Consider the following 23,493-nt stretch of genomic DNA (forward strand, 5'->3'; position numbering starts at 1 on the left):
ACTTGATTGTAATATTTCAGTATGATATAGTAAGCAGTGGTGTCAGTACAAAGTACACACGTTTACTGATTTAAGTGTTGGTGCTACGTTTGTAGTTTCGCTTAGAGATGAAGTAAACGGAGGATATCAAAAACCATTTAGGAGGAACTATATTATGTCAGTAATTTCTATGAAGCAATTGCTTGAAGCTGGTGTTCATTTCGGACATCAAACTCGTCGTTGGAACCCAAAAATGAAGCGTTACATTTTCACAGAGCGTAACGGTATCTACATCATCGACTTACAAAAAACTGTGAAAAAAGTTGAGGAAGCTTACAGAACGATGCGTGACATCGCTGCTGAAGGCGGAGACATCTTATTCGTAGGTACTAAAAAACAAGCACAAGAAGCTATTAAAGAAGAAGCAACTCGTGCTGGTATGTACTTCGTTAACCAACGTTGGTTAGGTGGAACTTTAACAAACTTCCAAACAATCCAAAAGCGTATCAAGCGCCTTAAAGACATCGAAAAAATGCAAGAAGATGGTACTTTCGAAGTACTTCCTAAGAAAGAAGTTGTTCAACTTAAAAAAGAGTTAGAGCGTCTTGAGAAATTCTTAGGCGGTATTAAAGATATGAAAGGTCTTCCAAGTGCATTATTCGTAGTAGACCCTCGTAAAGAGCGTATTGCAGTTGCTGAAGCACGCAAATTACACATTCCAATCATCGGTATCGTTGATACAAACTGTGATCCAGACGAAATCGATCACGTTATCCCAGCAAACGATGATGCAATTCGTGCTGTAAAACTTCTTACATCTAAAATGGCAGACGCGATCCTTGAAGCAAAACAAGGTGAAGAAACTGTTACTGCGTAACAAATTTGGAAAGGTGATAAGGGGTTCGGCCTTTTATCACCTTTTTTAAGGTATAAACACCTTTATAAAAGGTATAAATACATATTTTAGGAGGATGAAAAATATGGCAATCACTGCACAAATGGTAAAAGAACTTCGTGAAAAAACAGGCGCAGGTATGATGGACTGCAAAAAAGCTTTAACTGAGACTAATGGCGACATGGAGAAAGCAATTGACTTCTTACGTGAAAAAGGTATTGCAAAAGCTGCTAAAAAAGCAGACCGCATCGCTGCTGAAGGTTTAACTTTCATCGAAACAAACGGTAACGAAGGTTTAATCTTAGAATTAAACTCTGAAACTGATTTCGTTGCGAAAAACGAAGGTTTCCAAGCATTAATTAAAGAATTAGCTGCTCACTTATTAGCTAACAAACCAGCTAACATTGAAGAAGCTATGGCTCAAACAATCGAAGGCGGCAAAACAGTAGAAGAGCACATCAACGAAGCAATCGCTAAAATTGGTGAAAAACTTACACTTCGTCGTTTCGAAATCGTAACAAAAACTGATGCTGATGCATTCGGCGCTTACCTACACATGGGTGGACGTATTGGTGTATTAACAGTTCTTGAAGGTTCTACTGACGAAGCTGCTGCTAAAGATGTAGCAATGCACATCGCAGCAGTTAACCCTAAATACATCGACCGCGATGCTGTAACAGCTGAAGAAGTTGAGCATGAGCGTCAAGTATTAACACAACAAGCTTTAAACGAAGGCAAGCCTGAAAAAATCGTTGCAAAAATGGTTGAAGGCCGTCTTGGCAAATTCTTCGAAGAAATTTGCTTACTTGACCAAGCATTCGTTAAAAACCCTGATATGAAAGTTCGTCAATTCGTTGAGTCTAAAGGCGGAACATTAAAAGGATTCGTTCGCTACGCTGTTGGTGAAGGTATCGAAAAACGCGAAGACAACTTTGCTGAAGAAGTAATGAACCAAGTAAAAGGTAGCAACTAATAAAGATTAGGGAACACATTGTGTTCCCTTTTTTAAAATAAAGATGTAAGCAATTGGAGGTTCATTATGAGTAAACCGAAATATAATCGTGTCGTATTAAAGCTAAGCGGAGAAGCGTTAGCTGGCGAACAAGGATTTGGAATTAACCCATCTGTTATTAAATCAGTTGCGGAACAAGTGAAGGAAATTGCAGAACTTGATGTAGAGGTTGCTGTTGTTGTTGGTGGCGGAAACATTTGGCGTGGAAAAATCGGAAGTGAAATGGGAATGGATCGTGCTGGAGCAGATTACATGGGTATGTTAGCAACAGTTATGAACTCATTAGCTCTTCAAGATAGCCTAGAGAACATTGGAATTCAAACTCGTGTTCAAACTTCAATCGAAATGCGTCAAGTAGCAGAGCCTTACATTCGTCGTAAAGCAGTGCGTCATCTAGAGAAAAAACGTGTTGTGATCTTTGCAGCAGGTACAGGTAACCCATATTTCTCTACAGATACAACGGCAGCACTACGTGCAGCGGAAATCGAAGCAGACGTTATCTTAATGGCGAAAAACAATGTAGATGGCGTATATAATGCAGATCCATCTCTTGACCCAACAGCTACGAAATACGAAACACTTACTTACTTAGATGTATTAAAAGAAGGTTTAGGTGTAATGGATTCAACAGCTTCTTCTTTATGTATGGACAATGATATTCCATTAATTGTATTCTCGGTTATGGAAAAAGGTAACATTAAACGTGCCGTTTTAGGCGAAAATATCGGAACAGTTGTAAGGGGGAAATAAATATGGGACAACAAGTATTGAAGTCTTCAAATGAAAAAATGGAAAAAGCAGTTGCTGCTTACTCTCGTGAATTGGCAACAGTTCGCGCAGGTCGTGCAAGCTCGTCTGTATTAGATAAGGTACAAGTTGATTACTATGGTGCACCAACACCTGTTGTGCAATTAGCGAACATTACAGTTCCAGAAGCACGTTTACTTGTAATTCAACCTTATGATAAAACTTCTATCGGTGATATTGAAAAAGCAATCTTAAAAGCAGATTTAGGCTTAAATCCTTCTAATGATGGAACTGTAATTCGTATTGCATTCCCTGCATTAACAGAAGAGCGTCGTCGCGATCTTGTAAAAGTTGTGAAAAAATATGCTGAAGAAGCAAAAGTTGCTGTTCGTAACGTACGTCGTGACAGTAACGATGATCTTAAGAAGCTTGAAAAAGCTGGCGATATTACAGAAGATGATTTAAGAGGATATACTGAAGATATCCAAAAAGAAACAGATAAATATATTGCAAAAGTTGACGAAATCGCAAAAAACAAAGAAAAAGAAATCATGGAAGTGTAATAGCGATACCTTCGCAAATATGACCCTCTTCTTAAGGGGGTCTTTTTACACTTTTAGGCATACGTCTGCTTGCTGGAGGGTATGAATGATGTTTAAAAACTTTCCTTTTTTTAAAAGTAAAAAGGTCGCATCGTTTGATCATCTCGTTGAAAAAGTGAAAAAAGGATACATCCCAGAACATATTGCCATCATTATGGATGGTAATGGAAGATGGGCAAAGAGGAGAGCGATGCCTCGTATTGCGGGACATCATGAAGGCATGCAAGTTGTAAAGAAAATCACAAAATTTGCAAGCAAACTTAATGTGAAAGTGTTAACTCTTTATGCTTTTTCAACTGAGAACTGGAAAAGACCGAAAAAGGAAGTTGACTATTTAATGAGGCTTCCAGAAGAATTTCTAGGTACATTTTTACCAGAATTGATTGAAGAGAACGTACAAGTCCGAGTGATAGGACAACAAGATCGTCTTCCTACGCATACACGCAGAGCGATGGAAAAGGCCATGGAAGATACGAAAGAGAATACGGGATTAATTCTTAATTTCGCGTTAAACTATGGAAGTCGAGATGAGATCGTTTCTGCTGTGCAACATATGGTGAAAGATAGTGAGGAAGGAAAAATTCGTGTTGAAGATGTAAGTGAAGAAATGCTTTCTTCCTACTTAATGACGAGTTCTTTACCTGATCCAGAGTTGTTAATCCGTACGAGCGGAGAGCTACGTATTAGTAATTTCATGTTATGGCAAATTGCATATTCGGAGTTTTGGTTTACAGATGTGTATTGGCCAGATTTTACCGAGGAACATTTGCTAAATGCGATTACAGACTTTCAACATAGAGGGCGCAGATTCGGAGGCGTGTAGAAAGAGAGGGTTTGGTAGTGAAACAGAGAATTATTACTGGAGTGGTTGCTGCCGCGCTATTCATTCCCATCGTAATTTACGGTGGCGTGCCTTTTACGGTTTTAGTGTATGCACTTGCTTCTATAGGTTTATATGAATTAATTCGTATGAATAAGCTTACGCTTATTTCAGTACCAACAGTTTTAGCTGCAGTATTATTATGGGTTATTTTAATTCCAAGTAGTGCATCAGAACTGTTTACTTGGATTGGATTAGGTAAATTAGAAATCACATTTGTGATTGTTTTATTACTTTTATCATATACAGTCCTTTCTAAGAATACATTTACTTTTGACCATGCTTCCTTTTTACTAATGGCAACAACATATGTTGCAATGGGATTCTTATATTTGAATGAAACGAGAATTTTAGGAATTAAATATGTGTTTTGCGCATTATTTGTTATATGGGCTACCGATTCAGGCGCATATTTCGTAGGGAAAGCATTAGGAAAAAGAAAATTATGGCCAGAAATTAGTCCGAATAAAACGATTGAAGGTTCATTAGGCGGCATCGTTTGTGGGATTGTTGTGGCACTTGTTTACAATATGTTCTTCCCAGTTGAGGCTAATGTAGGGATTTTAATTGTGTTGACAATTATCATTTCTATTTTTGGACAAATTGGTGATTTAGTGCAATCTGCATTTAAACGTCATTATGGCGTAAAAGATTCAGGTACAATTTTACCTGGACATGGTGGTATATTAGATCGAACAGATAGTTGGTTATTCGTTTTACCAATTCTCTACTTCTTATTACAATACAATTAATAAATGAACGAGGGGTTGGAGTCATGAAAAACATTAGTTTATTAGGTGCAAGCGGATCAATTGGTACACAAACTTTAGATGTATTACGCTCGCACCCAGACCAATTCCGTCTCGTTGCTTTTTCTGTAGGGAAAAATATTGACTACGCAGTAAAGGTAATTCAAGAATTTTCTCCGCAAATTGTCTCTGTGCAAAGAGAGGAAGATGTTTTAAAATTACAAGCTGTCTCTGGTAATACAAAAATTGTATATGGTAGTGAAGGGCTTTTAGAAGTAGCATTACATCCAGATGCGGAGATTGTAGTAAATGCTGTTGTAGGTAGCGTAGGGTTGTTACCAACACTTCGTGCAATTGAGGCGAAAAAAACAATCGGAATTGCAAACAAAGAAACGTTAGTAACCGCAGGGCATCTTGTAATGGAAGCAGCACGAAAACATAATGTTTCGTTACTTCCAGTAGACAGTGAACATTCAGCTATTTTTCAATGCTTGAATGGTGAAAATGAAAAAAGAATTTCTCGACTGATTATTACAGCTTCTGGAGGAAGTTTCCGTGATAAAACGAGAGATGAATTGCATCATGTGACGGTAGAAGATGCGCTTCGACATCCAAACTGGTCAATGGGTTCGAAAATTACAATTGATTCTGCTACAATGATGAATAAGGGGCTAGAAGTAATTGAAGCACATTGGCTTTTTGGTATCCCTTATGAGCAAATCGATGTTGTTTTACATAAAGAAAGTATTATTCATTCTATGGTTGAATTTGAAGATCGTAGTGTGATGGCACAGCTTGGCTCACCTGATATGCGAGTACCAATTCAATACGCACTTACATATCCTGATCGATTACCTCTTTCAGACACAAAACAGTTAAATTTATGGGAAATGGGAACATTGCATTTTGAGAAAATGAACCAAGAACGTTTCCGTTGTTTGCGTTTTGCGTATGAAGCTGGAAAAACAGGTGGAAGTATGCCAGCTGTAATGAATGCAGCGAATGAAGTAGCTGTTGAAGCTTTTTTACAAAAGAGAATTGGTTTCTTAACAGTGGAAGACCTCATTGAAAAAGCAATGAACCATCACAATGTCATTGCACGTCCGAGCTTAGAGGAAATTCTGGAAATTGATGCAACCACAAGACGGTTTGTGATGGAACAAATTTAGCAAAGGTGGTATGGAATTGAATACAGCGATTGCCTTTATATTAATTTTCGGTGCACTCGTATTTTTCCATGAGCTAGGGCATCTATATTTCGCAAAAAGAGCAGGTATTTTATGCCGTGAGTTTGCGATTGGTTTTGGTCCGAAAATATTCTCATTTGAAAAGAATGAAACGGTGTATACGATTCGATTACTGCCCCTTGGTGGCTATGTAAGAATGGCTGGCGAGGATGCAGACACAGTTGAGTTAAAGCCTGGAAAAAAGGTTGGCCTTGTATTAAATGAAAAAGACGAAGTTGCGAAATTAGTTTTTGATGGATATGAAAAGTATCCAAATGTTCGTGTCATTGAAGTCGAACAAGCTGATTTAGAGCATAATTTAACAATTTCGGGCTATGAAGAGTACGAGGAAGAGCTTCAAACATTCCGAGTGAATGAAAAGGCTCGTATTATTACTGCTGGTGAAGAAATACAAATTGCTCCGTATAATAGGCAGTTCGGCTCCAAGAAATTGGGTCAACGTGCCTTAACAATCTTTGCAGGTCCTGCAATGAACTTCATTTTAGCATTTGTTATTTTTGTGATTCTTGGATTTGTACAAGGTGTTCCTGTTGACAAGCCAATGGTCGGAAAAGTAATGGAGAATAGTGCAGCCGAGCAAGCCGGATTAAAAGAAAATGATACAATTCAAGCAATCGATGGGAAAAACACAAGTACATGGAAAGATGTTGTTACCATTGTACGTGAAAACCCAAATAAAGAAATTACGTTACAAGTAAAGCGTGATAATGAACAGTTTAATGTAAAAGTAACGCCAACACTCGATAAAGAAGGAAAAGACGAAGTAGGTAGAATTGGTGTTTACTCTCCAGTAGAGAAAACAGTAATGGGTTCTATTAAATCAGGATTTGAACAAACATACCAATGGACAAAACTAATTTTTGATTCACTTGTGAAATTAGTAACTGGTCAATTCTCTATTAATGAGTTGTCAGGTCCAGTAGGAATTTATAATCTAACAGATCAAGTTGTAGATTATGGATTTACGCGTGTATTAAGTTTAGCAGCAGTTTTAAGTATTAACCTTGGTTTATTTAATTTACTACCAGTCCCTGCTTTAGACGGTGGACGTTTGTTCTTCTTCTTAATTGAAGCGTTACGAGGGAAACCAATTGACCGCCAAAAAGAAGGAATGGTTCACTTTATTGGTTTTGCATTATTAATGTTACTTATGTTAGTTGTAACTTGGAATGACATTCGTAAGTTTTTCTTGTAAAATAAAGTGAAACTTATAATGAAATAGAGCTCGTAGAATAAAATCCCTCACCTAACTCGAGGTGAGGGGTTTTACTGCGTGTAAGAGTAAAATGAAGAGGTGCGAATAAATGAAACAAAGTATGGTATTCAGTCCTACATTACGTGAAGTTCCAGCTGATGCGGAGATTAAGAGTCATCAGTTATTACTTCGTGCAGGTTTTATGCGTCAAAATGCTTCTGGTATTTATAGTTTTCTACCATTTGGATTAAAAGTATTACACAAAGTAGAACGTATCGTTCGAGAAGAAATGGAGCGCGCAGGAGCTGTAGAATTATTAATGCCAGCGATGCAAGCTGCAGAATTATGGCAAGAATCAGGCCGTTGGTATTCTTACGGATCTGAATTAATGCGTATGAAAGATCGTAACGCTCGTGAATTCGCATTAGGAGCGACACATGAAGAAGTAATTACGGATCTTGTACGTGATGAAGTGAAATCATATAAAAAATTACCGTTAACATTGTACCAAATTCAAACAAAATTCCGTGATGAACAAAGACCTCGTTTCGGTTTATTACGTGGAAGAGAGTTTCTAATGAAAGATGCATACTCTTTCCATGCTACACAAGAGAGCTTAGATGAAGTATACGATCGCTTATACAAAGCATACTCTAACATTTTTGCTCGTTGTGGCTTGAATTTCCGTGCAGTTATTGCTGACTCTGGAGCAATGGGCGGAAAAGATACGCATGAATTTATGGTATTATCTGAAGTTGGTGAAGATACAATTGCATACTCTGATACATCTAATTATGCAGCAAACATCGAAATGGCTCCTGTGGTAGCTACGTATACGAAGAGTGATGAAGCAGAAAAGGCACTTGAAAAAGTAGCAACACCAGATCAAAAAGCAATTGAAGAAGTATCTGCATTCTTAAACATTGAAGCTGACAAGTGCATTAAGTCTATGGTATTTAAAGTAGATGAGAAATTAGTAGTTGTACTTGTTCGTGGTGATCATGAAGTAAACGATGTAAAAGTGAAAAATGTATACGGCGCTTCAGTTGTTGAGCTTGCTTCTCATGAAGAAGTGAAAGAATTATTAAACTGTGAAGTTGGTTCTTTAGGACCGATTGGTGTAACAGGGGATATCGAAATTATCGCAGACCATGCTGTAGCATCAATTGTTAACGGATGTTCAGGAGCGAACGAAGAAGGATTCCATTATGTAAATGTAAATCCAGAACGTGACTTTAAAGTAAGTCAATATACAGATTTACGCTTCATTCAAGAAGGAGACCAGTCTCCAGATGGAAATGGAACAATTCTTTTCGCACGCGGAATTGAAGTTGGCCATGTATTCAAATTAGGAACTCGTTATAGTGAAGCAATGAACGCAACATTCCTAGATGAAAACGGAAAAACACAACCACTTATTATGGGTTGTTACGGTATCGGTGTATCTCGTACAGTGGCAGCAATCGCAGAGCAGTTTAATGATGAGAACGGTTTAGTTTGGCCAAAAGCTGTTGCACCGTTCCATGTGCATGTAATTCCAGTAAATATGAAATCTGATGCGCAACGTGAAATGGGTGAAAACATCTACAACTCATTACAAGAGCAAGGGTACGAAGTATTACTAGATGATCGTGCAGAACGTGCAGGTGTTAAATTTGCAGATGCAGATTTATTCGGCCTTCCAGTTCGCGTGACAGTTGGTAAAAAAGCAGACGAAGGTATTGTAGAAGTGAAAGTACGTGCTACAGGCGAGTCTGAAGAAGTGAAAGTAGAAGAACTTCAAACATATATTGCAAATATTTTAAAATAAGAAGAGGTACCTCGTAATGAGGTACCTTCTCTTTCTTTGTAAACGTATTTTGTAAAAGAAGAAGGGAGAAATCTTTCTTTGTAGTACGTTTCAATTTATAATAGCAAATGGAAGGAGAGTGCTTATGTCTTTAACAAATGAACAACAAGAGCGATTTCAAATTTTGCTCCAGCAGTTGCAAATACCAGACGATCTTATAAATCAATATTTACAAGGTGGTGGCATTGAAAGGCTCGTTATTGATAAAGCGAATAAAAGTTGGCATTTTGATTTACAAGTGCCACGAATTTTGCCTATAGAATTATATGAATTGCTAGAAACAAAGCTTAAGCAATCATTTTCTCATATTGCAAGAACAACATTTGCATTAGAAACAGAGAATAAACAATTTACAGAAGAAGAAGTGAGGGCGTATTGGCCACTTTGTACGGAACGAATTACATTTTCACCTATGTTTGCTTACTTAAAAAAGCAGCTTCCGCAGGTGAATGGAGTGAAGTTGCTAATAAATGTGAATAATGAGCTGGAATCTACTGCTTTAAAGAAAAACGTTGCGAAACCAGTAGGGGATCAATACGAAACTTTTGGATTCCCGCGTTTTCAGTTAGACACACATATACAGCAAAATACAGAAGAAATGCAAAAGTTTCGTGAGCAAACGCAGCAAGAAGATCGTGAACGTGTTATACAAGCTATGGAAGAAATGGCAAAGAAGCAAGCTGAAGAAAGTAGCGTTGTGCATGAAGGACCGGTTGTACTCGGATATCTTATTAAGCCGGATGAAGAGATTACACCGATGCGAGAAATTCAAGATGAAGAAAGAAGAAAAACAGTTCAAGGGTATGTCTTCCATGTAGAAACGAAAGAGCTACGTAGTGGCCGTACGTTATTAACTTTAAAAATAACAGACTATACGGATTCAATTATGATCAAAATGTTCTCGCGTGACAAAGAAGATATTCCAATGCTGCAATCCTTGAAAAAAGGAATGTGGGTGAAAGCGCGTGGTTCTGTTCAAAATGATACATTCGTTCGAGATTTAGTAATGATTGCAAATGATATAAATGAAATAACAGGACCGTCTCGTAAAGATAAAGCGCCAGAAGGTGAAAAACGTGTAGAGCTGCACCTTCACACACCGATGAGCCAAATGGACGCTGTTACTCCTGTTTCTAGACTTGTTGCCCAAGCAGGTAAATGGGGACATGAGGCAATCGCTGTTACAGACCATGCTGTTGCGCAGTCTTTCCCAGAGGCATATTCTGCGGGTAAAAAGGCTGGGGTTAAAGTTATATATGGTGTAGAGGCGAATTTAGTTAATGATGGTGTACCGATTGCATATAACGAAGCGCATCGTTTACTTGCAGAGGAAACTTATGTTGTTTTCGACGTTGAGACGACAGGTTTATCAGCTGTATATGATACTGTTATCGAGTTAGCGGCTGTAAAAGTAAAAGGTGGCGAAATTATTGACCGCTTTGAATCTTTCGCAAATCCACATCAACCATTATCTGCGACGATTATTGAATTAACAGGTATTACAGATGATATGTTAACGGATGCACCAGAAGTGGACGAAGTGTTTAAAAAGTTTGAAGAATGGATGGGCGACCATACACTTGTTGCTCATAACGCAAGTTTTGATATGGGCTTTATTAACGTAGGTTTTAAAAAGGCTGGACTAGAAAAAACGAATAATCCTGTTATTGATACGTTAGAACTTGCAAGATTCTTATTCCCGGAAATGAAAAACCATCGATTAAATACGATGTGTAAAAAGCTTGATATTGAATTAACGCAACATCACCGTGCGATTTATGATACAGAAGCAACGGGATACTTACTTGTGAAAATGTTAAAAGATGTGATTGAAAAGGGATTTGAATATCACGATCAATTAAATGATAGCATGGGGCAAGGGGATGCGTATAAGCGTGGACGTCCAAGTCATATGACATTACTTGCCACATCAGATGTAGGGTTGAAAAATTTATATAAACTTGTTTCCTATTCTCACCTAAATTACTTTTACCGTGTACCACGAGTACCAAGGTCACTATTAAAAAAATATCGTGAAGGAATTTTAGTAGGAACGGCTTGTGATAAAGGTGAAGTGTTTGAGGCGATGATGCAAAAAGCTCCTGAAGAGGTAGAAGAAATTGCGCAGTTCTATGATTACATTGAAGTAATGCCTCCAGAGGTGTTACGTCATTTAGTAGAGCGTGAACTTGTTCGAGATGAGGGACAATTAAAAACAATTATTTCTAACTTAGTAAAACTAGGTGAGACGTTAGATAAACCAGTTGTTGCTACAGGAAACGTGCATTATATAGACCCAGAGGATGCGATGTATCGCAAAATTTTAGTCAGTTCGCAGGGCGGAGCCAATCCGTTAAACCGACATTCATTACCGCCTGTACATTTCCGTACAACGGATGAAATGTTAGAGTGTTTTTCATTCTTAGGTGAAGACGTAGCGAAAGAAATTGTTGTAACGAATACACAAAAGATTGCATCATTAATTGGGGATGTTCATCCAGTGAAAGATGATCTATATACACCGAAAATTGAAGGTGCAGATGATGAGACGCGTGACATGAGTTATAAAATGGCGCGTAGCATTTATGGTGAAGAGTTACCTGAAATTGTAGAAGCGCGTTTAGAAAAAGAATTAAAAAGTATTATTGGGCATGGATTTGCCGTAATTTATTTAATTTCACATAAGCTTGTGAAAAAATCGTTAGTAGACGGATATTTAGTAGGTTCGCGTGGATCGGTAGGTTCATCATTCGTTGCAACGATGATGGAAATTACAGAAGTAAACCCATTACCACCACACTATGTATGTCCGAAGTGTAAGCAATCAGAATTCTTTAATGATGGTTCTGTAGGTTCTGGTTTTGACTTGCCGGATAAAGAATGTCCTGCATGTAATGTTCCATACGTGAAAGATGGACATGATATCCCGTTCGAAACGTTCCTTGGATTTAAAGGAGATAAGGTACCCGATATCGATCTGAGTGTGACACGTTCTTAACTGAAAAGGTTAAGCACTAGCATCTGCTAGTAGAACTGCTATTCCGAAGTATGGAATGATGGAGTAACGTCCTGAAACATACTCACTGAAGCTACGGCAAGCGATAGCGATATTGCAAACATCAACATCGTTTGAAGCCCGTTAAAGTAGGCTGAAATTCACCCTAACGTAAAAGACGAGGAAAGGAAGATATAAATCTTCTGTGAATGATAGGTCTGGTGTCTATAAAATTCCTATGGTTAGAATCAGTAGAATGATTGGGACGAACCCTCGACTGACTTTTCGTGAATGTCACGTTACAGAAATGTAACGGGGTCCAAAGAGGACTTCCAAGTGTGGATGAGTAAGCGTTTGGTTATGAAAATCCATACTGTGTTACAGGCACAGTCAAGCTTGGCGGAATTTAGGGGGAACCTAAGGGGATTATGTACAGATAAGAATAGTGGAACGTGTGAAGCTTTCGACATAAGAGAAGATTGCACTTCGATGACGATGGTATGTGGAAAGGCAGATGCTATAACACATTTTACGAAAGTGGCAGTAGTGCCGTAGTACCGCTTAATGAAATGCCGAAGATGACTGAATAACCAATAAGTCGGAGGATAAAAACATTTCAGAGGGAAGGGCACAAGTCGTTAACGTCGAAAATAAAACCTACAAAAGTCAGATTCGTGTATGACAAAAGAGAAACGAAAACTTCATAAGGAAGTGATTAGTTGGCTGACTTGATGATTCAAAAGTTAAGAAACAATGAATATTTTGGCTTGCAATCAACTTTTGATAATCTTTATGAAGAAAGCAAAAAGGGTCGATATTTCAAAAATATTTATGAGTTGATTATTTCTGAAGAAAACATTCGATTAGCCTTTCGTAATTTAAAAAGCAATACAGGTAGTAAAACAAAAGGTACAAATGGACACACAATAAAACATCTTAATAAAATAGATGCCGACAAGATAATTAGATTAACGAAGAAGAGATTGGAAAATTACATGCCACATGCAGTAAGACGTGTGTTTATACCAAAGCCAAACGGAAAAATGCGACCTCTAGGGATTCCAACGATTGAAGACCGATTAATTCAACAAATGTTCCTACAAATTTTGGAACCGATTGTTGAAGCGAAGTTTCATCCGCAAAGCTATGGTTTTCGACCAAAACGAAGCACTCATGACGCTTTAGCTAGGTGCTATCACATGGTCAATCACAGTCATCAACATTTTGTAGTGGATATAGATATTAAAGGTTTCTTTGATAACGTTAATCATAAAAAGCTAATGAGGCAACTATGGACAATTGGAATACGGGATAAAAAAGTTTTATACATCATCAAAAAGATGCTGAAGGCGGAAGTTACAGGTGAAGGCATTTCTGTTAAAGGGATTCCTCAAGGTGGTATTTTATCTCCATTGCTAGCCAACGTTGTATTAAATGAACTTGACTGGTGGGTATCAAACCAATGGGAAACAAAACCGACAAGAATACCTTATAAATTGAAACGCAATAAAACGGATGCGCTTAAAAAGACAAGGTTAAAACCAATGTATCTAGTAAGGTATGCAGATGATTTTAAAATCTTCACAAATTCCTACGAAAACGCTAGAAAGATTAAAATAGCGGTTGAAAAATGGCTCAAGGAAAGATTGGGGCTTGAGATAAGTGAAGAAAAAAGTAAAATCACAAACTTACGGAAAAACGGTACAGATTTTTTAGGAATTCGATTTAGAGCAGTTCAGAAGGGAAATGCTAAAACTGGTTATATTGTAAATTCTAAAATGGACCCGAAAGCGAAAGGCAAAGTATTGGGTGGCATTAGGCATCAATTAGTAAAACTAAGAAAAAGTCCTACTCCAGAAAAAGTAATGAACTTTAACTCGAACATTCTCGGTTTGCATAATTACTACAAAATTGCGACCAGAATATCTCAAGATTTTAATGAGATAAGACATAAAGTTCATCCAAATATAAAATCATTGATGTTTAGAAACATCTTTGTTTATACAAAGGAAACGAATAATATCATTGATAAGTTTTATGGAGATTATAATTGTTCAAGGTTTAAAAGTAATGGATTACTGGTCTATCCTATTGAAGCAATTCGACATGATATACGAGGTCAAAGAGACCCTAACTTCTCTGTTTATAATAAAAAGGATAGGGCATCAATTCATAAAGAAATAAAACGTGTGTCTGTGCGAGAAATTGAAATGTTTCGTAAAGGAATATATATAACAAAAAGTGTTCTGTATGAAAATAATCGCTTAAGTAAATATGTCGCGCAAAAAGGATGTTGTGGCATAACGGGAGAACGATTGACTCCTCATAATGCTATATGTCATCACATCAAGCCGACAGGACAAGGTGGTAGTGATGAATATCACAACTTAATTATTATTAATAAGAAATATCATATGTTAATTCACAATAAAGACCCTCTTGCAAATGAAGATTATAAAAAAATGTTAATCAAATTTGACAAGAAAGCATTAAGTAAATTAAATAAGCTGAGAACGGAAGTAGGAAATCCAAAACTCAGCGTATAAATTTCGACAAAGTTAACGATGGAACGCCGTGTGAGTGTGAAAGCCTCATGCACGGTGTGGAGTGGGGGAAAAGCTGGAGATAATATCAAATGCTTACCTATCACTATACTTCTCCGGGGAATACCAACCACGTGCCCATAACTATACGAAAGTACTGTTCGGTGAAGATTATGTATACCGTGCGGGTACAATAGGTACAGTTGCGGAAAAAACGGCTTATGGATATGTAAAAGGTTATGCAAATGATCATAATTTAACGATTCGAAATGCAGAGATTGACCGCTTAGTAGCAGGATGTACGGGCGTAAAACGTACAACAGGACAGCATCCAGGTGGTATTATCGTTGTGCCAGATTACATGGATATCTTTGATTTCTCACCAATTCAGTTTCCGGCGGATTCAATAGGGGCTGAGTGGAGAACGACACACTTTGATTTCCACTCCATTCATGATAATTTATTGAAACTTGATATACTAGGACACGATGATCCGACTGTTATTCGTATGTTACAAGATTTAAGTGGTATTGATCCGAAAACAATCCCAACAGACGATCCGGAAGTAATGAAAATTTTCTCAGGCCCAGAATCGTTAGGGGTAACGGAAGAACAAATTAACTGTAAAACAGGTACACTTGGTATACCAGAGTTTGGTACGAAATTCGTAAGGCAGATGTTAGAAGAGACGAAACCTACGACATTCTCTGAGTTAGTCCAAATTTCTGGACTATCACATGGTACAGACGTATGGCTTGGTAATGCAAACGAGTTAATTTATAACGGTACATGTACGCTGAGTGAAGTTATCGGTTGTCGTGATGACATCATGGTATATTTAATCTATCAAGGTTTAGACCCATCATTAGCCTTCAAAATTATGGAGTCAGTTCGTAAAGGTAAAGGTGTACCGGAAGAATGGGAAGATGACATGAAAAGTAATAATGTACCAGGTTGGTATATTGATTCATGTAAGAAAATAAAGTACATGTTCCCTAAAGCCCATGCGGCTGCTTACGTACTTATGGCTGTACGTATTGCATACTTTAAAGTACATTTCGCGCTTCTATTCTATGCGGCATACTTTACAGTTCGTGCAGATGACTTTGATATAGAGGCGATGGCGAAAGGTTCAGCATCTATACGTGTAAGAATTGATGAAATTGCGCAAAAAGGTTTGGATGCAGCGCCGAAAGAGAAAAGTTTATTAACAGTACTAGAAATGACACTTGAAATGTGTGAGCGTGGATACTCATTCCAAAAGGTTGATTTATATCGTTCGCATGCAACAGAATTTATTATTGATGGGGATACTTTAATTCCTCCATTTAATGCAGTGCCTGGACTTGGTACAAACGCAGCTTTAAGTATTGTAGAAGCACGCAAAAATGGAGATTTCTTATCAAAAGAAGATTTACAGCAGCGCAGTAAGGTTTCGAAAACAATTATTGAGTATTTAGATAGTCAAGGTTGCTTAGGCGATCTACCTGATCAAAACCAGTTATCACTGTTCTAATAGGTAGGAAAATTCTTTGCAAATCAACATTTGCTATGGTATACTATTAACCGAGATAACCATGTCATGTATATTGTGTAAAAAAAAGAGTGGGGAAACCCACTCTTTCGTGTTACTATCTACGTTTTATTGATGTGGAGAGGTAAGAAATTTCTGTCGTATATACATATTTTGTTACAAGTTTTACTTCTTAAATTTGGTAATACTAAGACAGATATTCCCTGCTTAACGGCAGGGGCTTTTGTTAGCTAACGAGAAAGAATAAGATGGACCGTTTTTATGGACGGGGTCTTTTCTTGTAAATGGTACATGGCGGCAGGAAGGAGGCTGTTTATGGATAAGAAAGTCACAGAAGTTGTAGAAGCATTTGCGCAGCCAATCGTTGAAGAGTTAAATCTTGAACTTGTAGATGTAGAGTATGTGCAAGAAGGACAAGACTGGTTCTTACGCGTATTCATCGATTCTGAAAAGGGAGTCGACATTGAAGAATGCGGTGCGGTAAGTGAACGTTTAAGCGAAGCTTTAGATAAAGAGGATCCAATTCCTCATCTTTACTTTTTGGATGTATCATCTCCTGGAGCGGAACGCCCATTAAAGAAAGAGAAAGACTTCCAGCAAGCGGTAGGAAAACAAGTGGCAATTAAAACATATGAGCCGATTGATGGTGAAAAAATGTTTGAAGGAAAGCTACTTTCCTACGATGGTACTACAATTACATTATTATTAACAATTAAAACACGTAAAAAAGAAATCCAAATTCCAATGGATAAAGTTGCAAATGCGCGACTTGCTGTTACGTTTTAGTTAGAAGGGGGATCTTCATGAGCACTGAGTTGTTAGATGCCTTGCTCGTATTAGAGTCAGAAAAAGGAATCAGCAAAGATATTATTATTGATGCGATTGAAGCAGCGTTAATCTCTGCTTATAAACGCAATTTTAATCAAGCACAAAACGTTCGTGTGAGCTTTAACCCAGAAGTGGGAACAATTCAAGTTTTAGCGCGTAAAGACGTTGTAGATAATGTGTTTGATCCACGTCTTGAAATTTCTGTTGAAGAAGCAAGACAAATTAATCCAAACTATCAAGATGGTGACGTACTAGAGATTGAAGTAACACCAAAAGACTTCGGTCGTATTGCAGCACAAACTGCAAAACAGGTTGTAACACAACGAGTGCGCGAAGCAGAGCGTGGTGTTATTTACTCTGAGTTTAGTGACCGTGAAGAAGATATCATGGTGGGTATCGTACAACGTCAAGATGCTCGTTTTATCTATGTAAGCTTAGGGAAAGTAGAAGCTTTATTACCTGTAAGTGAGCAAATGCCAAACGAACAGTACAAACCACATGATCGTATTCGCGTATTCATTACGAAAGTAGAAAAAACAACAAAAGGACCACAAATTTACGTATCACGTACACATCCTGGTCTTTTAAAACGTTTATTCGAAATGGAAGTTCCTGAAATTTATGATGGAACTGTTGAAATTCGTTCTGTAGCACGTGAAGCTGGCGATCGTTCTAAAATTTCTGTACATGCAGAGAACATTGATGTTGATCCAGTAGGTTCTTGTGTAGGACCGAAAGGACAACGTGTACAACGCATTGTAGACGAATTAAAAGGCGAAAAGATTGACATCGTTCGCTGGTCAAATGATCCAGTAGAATATGTTGCAAATGCTTTAAGCCCATCACAAGTTGTTAAAGTTCTTGTAGATGAAGAAGAAAAAGCAACAACTGTTGTTGTTCCAGACCACCAACTGTCATTAGCTATTGGTAAGCGTGGACAAAATGCACGTCTTGCAGCTAAATTAACAGGTTGGAAAATTGATATTAAGAGTGAGTCTGATGCGAAACAACTTGGTATTGTAACAGAAGAAGATAGCGTAATCGCATTCGGATTCGATTCAGTTGAAGACGAAATCGAATAGAGGTGATGAGTATGAGCAATCGAAAAGTTCCGTTACGAAAATGTGTTGCAACGCAAGAAATGAAATCAAAACGAGAGCTCGTTCGCATTGTTCGTTCCAAAGAGGGAGAAGTGTCCATTGATTTAACTGGAAAGAAATCAGGACGAGGTGCTTATTTATCAAAAGATAAAGAAAGTATTCTTCAAGCCCAAAAGAAAAATGTTTTGGAACATCATCTAAAAGCGAAAATCGACGGTTCTCTATACGAAGAGCTTCTTGAGCTTGTTGAGAAGGAGTCGAAATAAGTGTCCGATTGGAAATCGTTTTTAGGACTAGCAAACCGGGCTCGGAAAATTATTTCGGGTGAAGAACTTGTTTTAAAAGAAGTACGAAGTGGCAAAGCAAAACTTGTATTGCTATCTGAAGATGCGTCAGCAAATACTACAAAACGCATCACGGATAAAGCGACGTATTACAACGTACCAATGAGAAAGGTCGAAAATCGACAACAATTAGGGCATGCGATTGGGAGAGACGAGCGAGTCGTTGTAGCTGTGTTAGATGAGGGCTTTGCGAAAAAGCTGCGTAGCATGCTCGATACAAATTACCGGGGGTGAAGGTATGAGTAAAATTCGAGTGCATGAATATGCAAAACAACATAATATCTCAAGTAAAGATCTTATGACAAAACTAAAAGAAATGAATATCGAGGTTTCGAATCATATGACAATGTTAGAAGATGAAGTAGTAAATAAATTAGATAATGCGTATCAAACTGAAAAACCTTCTGTTGCAGATGAGTTTGAAGTAGAAGAAAAAGTTGTTCGTAGTAAAAAGAACAGCAATAAGAAAAAGAAAAAAGGCAAGGGAACTGAAGACAAACGTCAAGATAACTTTGCTGGAAGACAACAAACACAAACTGTAGAAACACCAGATAAAGTTACTTTCTCTGGAAGTCTTACAGTAGGTGAGCTTGCTAAAAAATTAAGCAAAGAGCCGTCTGAAATTATTAAGAAGCTCTTTATGCTTGGAATTATGGCAACAATTAACCAAGACTTAGATAAAGATACAATTGAGTTAATTGCTACTGATTATGGTATTGAAGTAGAAGAAGAAGTAGTTGTAAGTGAAACTGAATTTGAAACATTCATCGATGAGCAAGATGATGAAGAGAACTTAAAAGAGCGTCCAGCTGTAGTTACAATTATGGGGCACGTTGACCATGGTAAAACAACTTTACTTGACTCTATCCGTAATTCAAAAGTAACTGCAGGCGAAGCAGGTGGAATTACTCAGCATATTGGTGCATACCAAGTTGAAGTAAATGACAAGAAGATTACATTCTTAGATACGCCTGGTCACGCGGCATTTACAACGATGCGTGCTCGTGGTGCGCAAGTAACGGATATTACAATCCTTGTTGTTGCAGCTGATGACGGTGTTATGCCACAAACAGTTGAAGCGATTAGCCATGCGAAAGCAGCTGGAGTACCAATTATTGTAGCTGTGAATAAAATGGATAAACCAGCGGCAAATCCTGATCGTGTAATGCAAGAATTAACAGAATATGAATTAGTTCCAGAAGCTTGGGGTGGAGATACAATTTTTGTACCAATTTCTGCAATTCAAGGTGAAGGAATTGACAACTTACTAGAAATGATTCTTCTTGTAAGTGAAGTAGAAGAATATAAAGCAAATCCAAACCGCTATGCAACTGGTACTGTAATCGAAGCACAGCTTGATAAAGGTAAAGGAACTATCGCGACATTACTTGTTCAAAACGGTACACTTCGAGTTGGAGATCCAATCGTTGTTGGTACTTCATTCGGACGTGTTCGTGCAATGGTAAGTGATATTGGTCGTCGTGTAAAAGTTGCTGGTCCATCAACTCCTGTTGAAATTACAGGTTTAAACGAAGTACCACAAGCAGGAGATCGTTTCATGGCATTCGCTGATGAGAAGAAAGCTCGTCAAATCGGTGAATCACGTGCACAAGAAGCGTTACTTGCTCAGCGTGGTGAAAAATCTAAATTAAGCCTTGAAGATTTATTCCAACAAATCCAAGAAGGCGATGTAAAAGAAATTAACTTAATTGTGAAAGCAGACGTACAAGGTTCTGTAGAAGCAATGGCAGCGTCACTTCGTAAAATTGATGTTGAAGGTGTTAAAGTTAAAATTATCCATACAGGCGTAGGTGCGATTACAGAATCTGATGTTATTTTAGCTTCTGCATCTAATGCAATTGTAATTGGATTTAACGTACGCCCTGATGTGAATGCGAAGCGTACAGCTGAATTAGAGAATGTTGATGTTCGTTTACACCGTATTATCTATAAAGTAATCGAAGAAATCGAATCAGCAATGCAAGGTATGCTGGATCCAGAATTCGAAGAAAAAGTAATCGGTCAAGCGGAAGTACGCCAAACATTCAAAGTAACAAAAGTTGGAACAATCGCAGGTTGTTACGTAATTGACGGTAAAATTACACGTGATAGTGGCGTGCGTATTATCCGTGATGGCGTAGTAATTTTCGAAGGACAACTTGATACGTTAAAACGTTTCAAAGATGACGTAAAAGAAGTTGCACAAAACTATGAGTGTGGTATTACAATTGAGAGATATAATGATCTTAAAGAAGGGGACATCATTGAAGCGTACATTATGGAAGAAGTGAAGCGATGATTATCGCTTCACTCTCATTCGAGTGTATGATTTACGATGTGCATTCTTTAAAAGAGAAACGAGCAATTTTGCAACGGGTGCTAACTCGTGTGAAGCAGCGTTATAACGTAGCTGTTTCAGAAGTAGGGCATCAAGATGTATGGCAACGTACAGAAATTGCAATTGTTTCTGTATCCTCTAATCGTGTTATTTGTGAAAAAGAAATGAATCGTGTACTCGAGTACATCGATTCATTTCCTGAAATTGAACGTACAATAACACAATTGGAATGGTATTGAATGAGGTGAAGAGTTATGAAATTACGTGCAAACCGTGTAGGCGAGCAAATGAAAAAAGAATTAGGCGACATCATCAGTCGTAAAATTAAAGATCCACGTGTTGGATTTGTTACAGTAACAGATGTACAAGTGAGTGGGGATTTACAAATTGCTACAGTATATATTTCTGTTTTAGGTGATGAGGAACAGAAAGAAAGTACATTAAAAGGTTTAGCGAAGGCAAAAGGCTTCATTCGTTCAGAAATTGGCCAGCGTATTCGTCTTCGTAAAACACCGGAAATTTCCTTTGAGTTTGATGAGTCTATCGGATATGGTCATCGAATTGATACACTTTTACATCAAATTAATAAAGACGGTAAACGTGAAGAATAATGGATAGACATTTGTCTATCCATTTTTTCAATGCAAAATAAATTTTGGATAATTACTATGAAAGAATTATGATGAGGTGAACATATATGGAAGGTGTAGTATTATTACATAAGCCAAAAGGCATGACATCACATGATTGTGTATTTAAATTAAGAAAGATATTGCGTGAGAAACGAATTGGTCATACAGGAACATTAGACCCAGATGTAACAGGAGTATTACCTATTTGTGTGGGACGAGCAACGAAGATTGCACAATTTTTAACGAGTGAGACGAAAACATATGAAGGTGAAGTAACACTTGGATTTTCAACGACAACTGAAGATGCTTCTGGTGAAGTAGTTGAAACGAAAAATGTAGATCGTGTTATTACTCGTAAGGAAGTAGAAGGGGCTCTTGCTGCATTAACAGGTACGATTGAACAAATGCCTCCGATGTTTTCAGCTGTAAAAGTTAACGGGAAGAAATTATATGAATATGCAAGAGCAGGACAAGAAGTTGAACGTCCGGTTCGTACAATTACAATTCATGAATTTGTATTACTAGATGACCGTGAAGTGTTTGAGGGGGAAAATATTTCATTCCGTTTCCGTGTAACGTGTAGTAAAGGAACATATGTAAGAACGTTAGCAGTAATGATTGGTGAAAAACTTGGTTTTCCATCACATATGTCTCACCTTGTAAGAACAGCTTCTGGTGAATTTTTATTAGAAGATTGCATATCATTTGAAGAAATTGAAGAAAACGTGCAAAATGGAACAGTAGAGTCTATCTTCATTTCAATTGATGAAGCGTTAAGTAAGTTCCCGAAAATGGTTGTAGATGAAAAGCAAGCAGAGAAAATAAAGAATGGTATGTTCTTAAAAAATGAATTGCAAATAACAGCGCCATTTATAACAGTGTTTGATAAAAATGATCGCTGCCTTGCAATTTTTGAGCACCATCCAAAACACCCTGGTATGCTAAAGCCGATGAAAGTACTTGTGAATAATCAAGAACTAAAGCTATAATGAATTATTGGAAGGATTATTACAGAAAAAGGTGAATTCAAGCGTGAAACTTATTCATTTAACTCATCCACATGAACAAAATAAATTAGAATTACCACCTACTGTAATGGCATTAGGATTTTTTGATGGCATTCATTTAGGGCATCAATGTGTAATTCGAACTGCGAAACAAATAGCGGATGAACGGGGATATAAAAGTGCAGTTATGACATTTTATCCGCATCCATCTGTTGTTTTAGGAAAAAAGGAAGCGCATGCGGAGTATATTACACCAATGTGTGATAAAGAAAAAATAGTCGAAAACTTAGGGATCGATATATTATATGTTATTAAATTTGATGAATCGTTTGCAGGCTTATTGCCACAACAATTTGTAGATGATTATATTATTGGTTTGAATGTAAAGCATGTAGTAGCAGGGTTTGATTATTCATATGGACGTTTAGGAAAAGGAAAGATGGAGACTTTACCATTTCATGCAAGAGGGGAGTTTACACAGACTGTGATTGAAAAAGTTGAATTTCAAGAAGAGAAAGTAAGTTCTACAGCATTACGAAAGTTAATTCGAAATGGCGAAATGGAACAGATTCCATCTATTTTAGGTAGAGCATATACAGTAGGGGGAACGGTTGTACACGGTGATAAGCGTGGACGTCAAATTGGTTTTCCCACAGCTAATATAGGTTTAAGTGATGAGTATCTATTACCACCTGTAGGTGTTTATGCAGTGAGATTAAAAGTTCACGATGAATGGTACGATGGTGTATGTAATATTGGATATAAACCAACATTTAAAGAAGATGAGCGTCAATTATCTATTGAAGTGCACTTATTTGAATTTAACAAAGACATATATGATCAAAATGTTACAGTAGAGTGGCATATGCGTATAAGAGAAGAAAAGAAATTCAATGGCATCGATGAGTTAGTTGAACAAATTGCAAAAGATAAGAAAACAGCACAAGAATATTTTGCGAACGAAAAGAATATACTTGCTTTTTCAAATGAAAAGTAGTATTCTATGTTATGTACTTT

The 23,493-nt window shown here is 37.5% G+C and carries 20 protein-coding genes and 2 pseudogenes; all 22 read left to right on the forward strand.

The window, feature by feature from the left end; translation table 11 throughout:
* The first annotated feature begins 154 nt into the window (after positions 1–154).
* The 22 genes and pseudogenes from rpsB to ribF all read left to right on the forward strand — a co-directional run bounded on the left by rpsB (position 155) and on the right by ribF (position 23,473).
* Entirely contained in the window at positions 155–856 is a 702-nt protein-coding gene (gene rpsB, locus ACUN0F_RS13900) for a 30S ribosomal protein S2 (protein ID WP_000111484.1), read from the forward strand.
* A gap of 103 nt (positions 857–959) precedes the next feature.
* Positions 960–1,847, forward strand: a complete 888-nt coding sequence (gene tsf, locus ACUN0F_RS13905) for a translation elongation factor Ts (protein ID WP_001018585.1) — start codon at positions 960–962, stop codon at positions 1,845–1,847.
* Positions 1,848–1,913: 66 nt separating this feature from the next.
* Positions 1,914–2,636: a UMP kinase gene (gene pyrH / locus ACUN0F_RS13910; RefSeq protein WP_000042667.1), complete on the forward strand. Its 723-nt coding sequence runs from the start codon at positions 1,914–1,916 to the stop codon at positions 2,634–2,636.
* A gap of 2 nt (positions 2,637–2,638) precedes the next feature.
* Complete coding sequence (frr, locus tag ACUN0F_RS13915) at positions 2,639–3,196, forward strand: ribosome recycling factor (protein WP_000531506.1); 558 nt, start codon at positions 2,639–2,641, stop codon at positions 3,194–3,196.
* 85 nt (positions 3,197–3,281) lie between these two features.
* Positions 3,282–4,058, forward strand: a complete 777-nt coding sequence (gene uppS, locus ACUN0F_RS13920; RefSeq protein ID WP_000971311.1) for an isoprenyl transferase — start codon at positions 3,282–3,284, stop codon at positions 4,056–4,058.
* A 17-nt stretch (positions 4,059–4,075) separates the two neighbouring features.
* A complete protein-coding gene (gene cdsA / locus ACUN0F_RS13925; RefSeq protein WP_000813596.1) occupies positions 4,076–4,867 on the forward strand; it encodes a phosphatidate cytidylyltransferase in 792 nt (263 codons plus the stop codon).
* 23 nt (positions 4,868–4,890) lie between these two features.
* Positions 4,891–6,033: a 1-deoxy-D-xylulose-5-phosphate reductoisomerase gene (gene dxr / locus ACUN0F_RS13930; RefSeq protein ID WP_000790363.1), complete on the forward strand. Its 1,143-nt coding sequence runs from the start codon at positions 4,891–4,893 to the stop codon at positions 6,031–6,033.
* A 16-nt stretch (positions 6,034–6,049) separates the two neighbouring features.
* Positions 6,050–7,306 (forward strand): RIP metalloprotease RseP, encoded by a 1,257-nt coding sequence (rseP, locus tag ACUN0F_RS13935; RefSeq protein ID WP_001090238.1) that lies wholly within the window; start codon positions 6,050–6,052, stop codon positions 7,304–7,306.
* A gap of 109 nt (positions 7,307–7,415) precedes the next feature.
* A complete protein-coding gene (locus tag ACUN0F_RS13940) occupies positions 7,416–9,116 on the forward strand; it encodes a proline--tRNA ligase (protein ID WP_046956487.1) in 1,701 nt (566 codons plus the stop codon).
* A 124-nt stretch (positions 9,117–9,240) separates the two neighbouring features.
* Positions 9,241–12,138 (forward strand): annotated as a pseudogene (locus ACUN0F_RS13945) (PolC-type DNA polymerase III); the annotation flags it as partial.
* Positions 12,139–12,492: 354 nt separating this feature from the next.
* Positions 12,493–12,705 (forward strand): hypothetical protein, encoded by a 213-nt coding sequence (locus ACUN0F_RS13950; RefSeq protein WP_223267285.1) that lies wholly within the window; start codon positions 12,493–12,495, stop codon positions 12,703–12,705.
* A 176-nt stretch (positions 12,706–12,881) separates the two neighbouring features.
* The gene (gene ltrA, locus ACUN0F_RS13955) at positions 12,882–14,696 is read left to right on the forward strand and encodes a group II intron reverse transcriptase/maturase (protein WP_336296928.1); all 1,815 of its coding nucleotides are present in this window, start codon (positions 12,882–12,884) and stop codon (positions 14,694–14,696) included.
* A 97-nt stretch (positions 14,697–14,793) separates the two neighbouring features.
* Positions 14,794–16,209, forward strand: a pseudogene (locus tag ACUN0F_RS13960) (PolC-type DNA polymerase III); the annotation flags it as partial.
* A 333-nt stretch (positions 16,210–16,542) separates the two neighbouring features.
* On the forward strand, positions 16,543–17,013 hold the full coding sequence (rimP, locus tag ACUN0F_RS13965) for a ribosome maturation factor RimP (protein WP_000359098.1): 471 nt from the start codon (positions 16,543–16,545) through the stop codon (positions 17,011–17,013).
* A 17-nt stretch (positions 17,014–17,030) separates the two neighbouring features.
* On the forward strand, positions 17,031–18,137 hold the full coding sequence (nusA, locus tag ACUN0F_RS13970; protein WP_000102596.1) for a transcription termination factor NusA: 1,107 nt from the start codon (positions 17,031–17,033) through the stop codon (positions 18,135–18,137).
* An 11-nt stretch (positions 18,138–18,148) separates the two neighbouring features.
* Positions 18,149–18,421, forward strand: coding sequence for an RNase P modulator RnpM (gene rnpM / locus ACUN0F_RS13975; RefSeq protein ID WP_000071127.1), 273 nt, complete (start codon positions 18,149–18,151; stop codon positions 18,419–18,421).
* A complete protein-coding gene (locus ACUN0F_RS13980; RefSeq protein ID WP_001286521.1) occupies positions 18,422–18,733 on the forward strand; it encodes a YlxQ family RNA-binding protein in 312 nt (103 codons plus the stop codon). It begins immediately after the preceding gene.
* A 4-nt stretch (positions 18,734–18,737) separates the two neighbouring features.
* The gene (gene infB, locus ACUN0F_RS13985) at positions 18,738–20,798 is read left to right on the forward strand and encodes a translation initiation factor IF-2 (RefSeq protein ID WP_000036355.1); all 2,061 of its coding nucleotides are present in this window, start codon (positions 18,738–18,740) and stop codon (positions 20,796–20,798) included.
* Positions 20,795–21,076, forward strand: a complete 282-nt coding sequence (locus ACUN0F_RS13990) for a DUF503 domain-containing protein (protein WP_000582364.1) — start codon at positions 20,795–20,797, stop codon at positions 21,074–21,076. Before infB ends, ACUN0F_RS13990 begins: the two co-directional genes overlap by 4 nt.
* Before the next feature lie 15 nt (positions 21,077–21,091).
* Positions 21,092–21,448, forward strand: coding sequence for a 30S ribosome-binding factor RbfA (gene rbfA / locus ACUN0F_RS13995; RefSeq protein WP_000776445.1), 357 nt, complete (start codon positions 21,092–21,094; stop codon positions 21,446–21,448).
* An 86-nt stretch (positions 21,449–21,534) separates the two neighbouring features.
* On the forward strand, positions 21,535–22,458 hold the full coding sequence (truB, locus tag ACUN0F_RS14000; RefSeq protein ID WP_000399354.1) for a tRNA pseudouridine(55) synthase TruB: 924 nt from the start codon (positions 21,535–21,537) through the stop codon (positions 22,456–22,458).
* Between the two features lie 43 nt (positions 22,459–22,501).
* Positions 22,502–23,473, forward strand: coding sequence for a bifunctional riboflavin kinase/FAD synthetase (ribF, locus tag ACUN0F_RS14005; RefSeq protein WP_000766715.1), 972 nt, complete (start codon positions 22,502–22,504; stop codon positions 23,471–23,473).
* Positions 23,474–23,493: the final 20 nt, after the last annotated feature.

The sequence above is a fragment of the Bacillus sp. 1A genome (genome assembly GCF_052682215.1).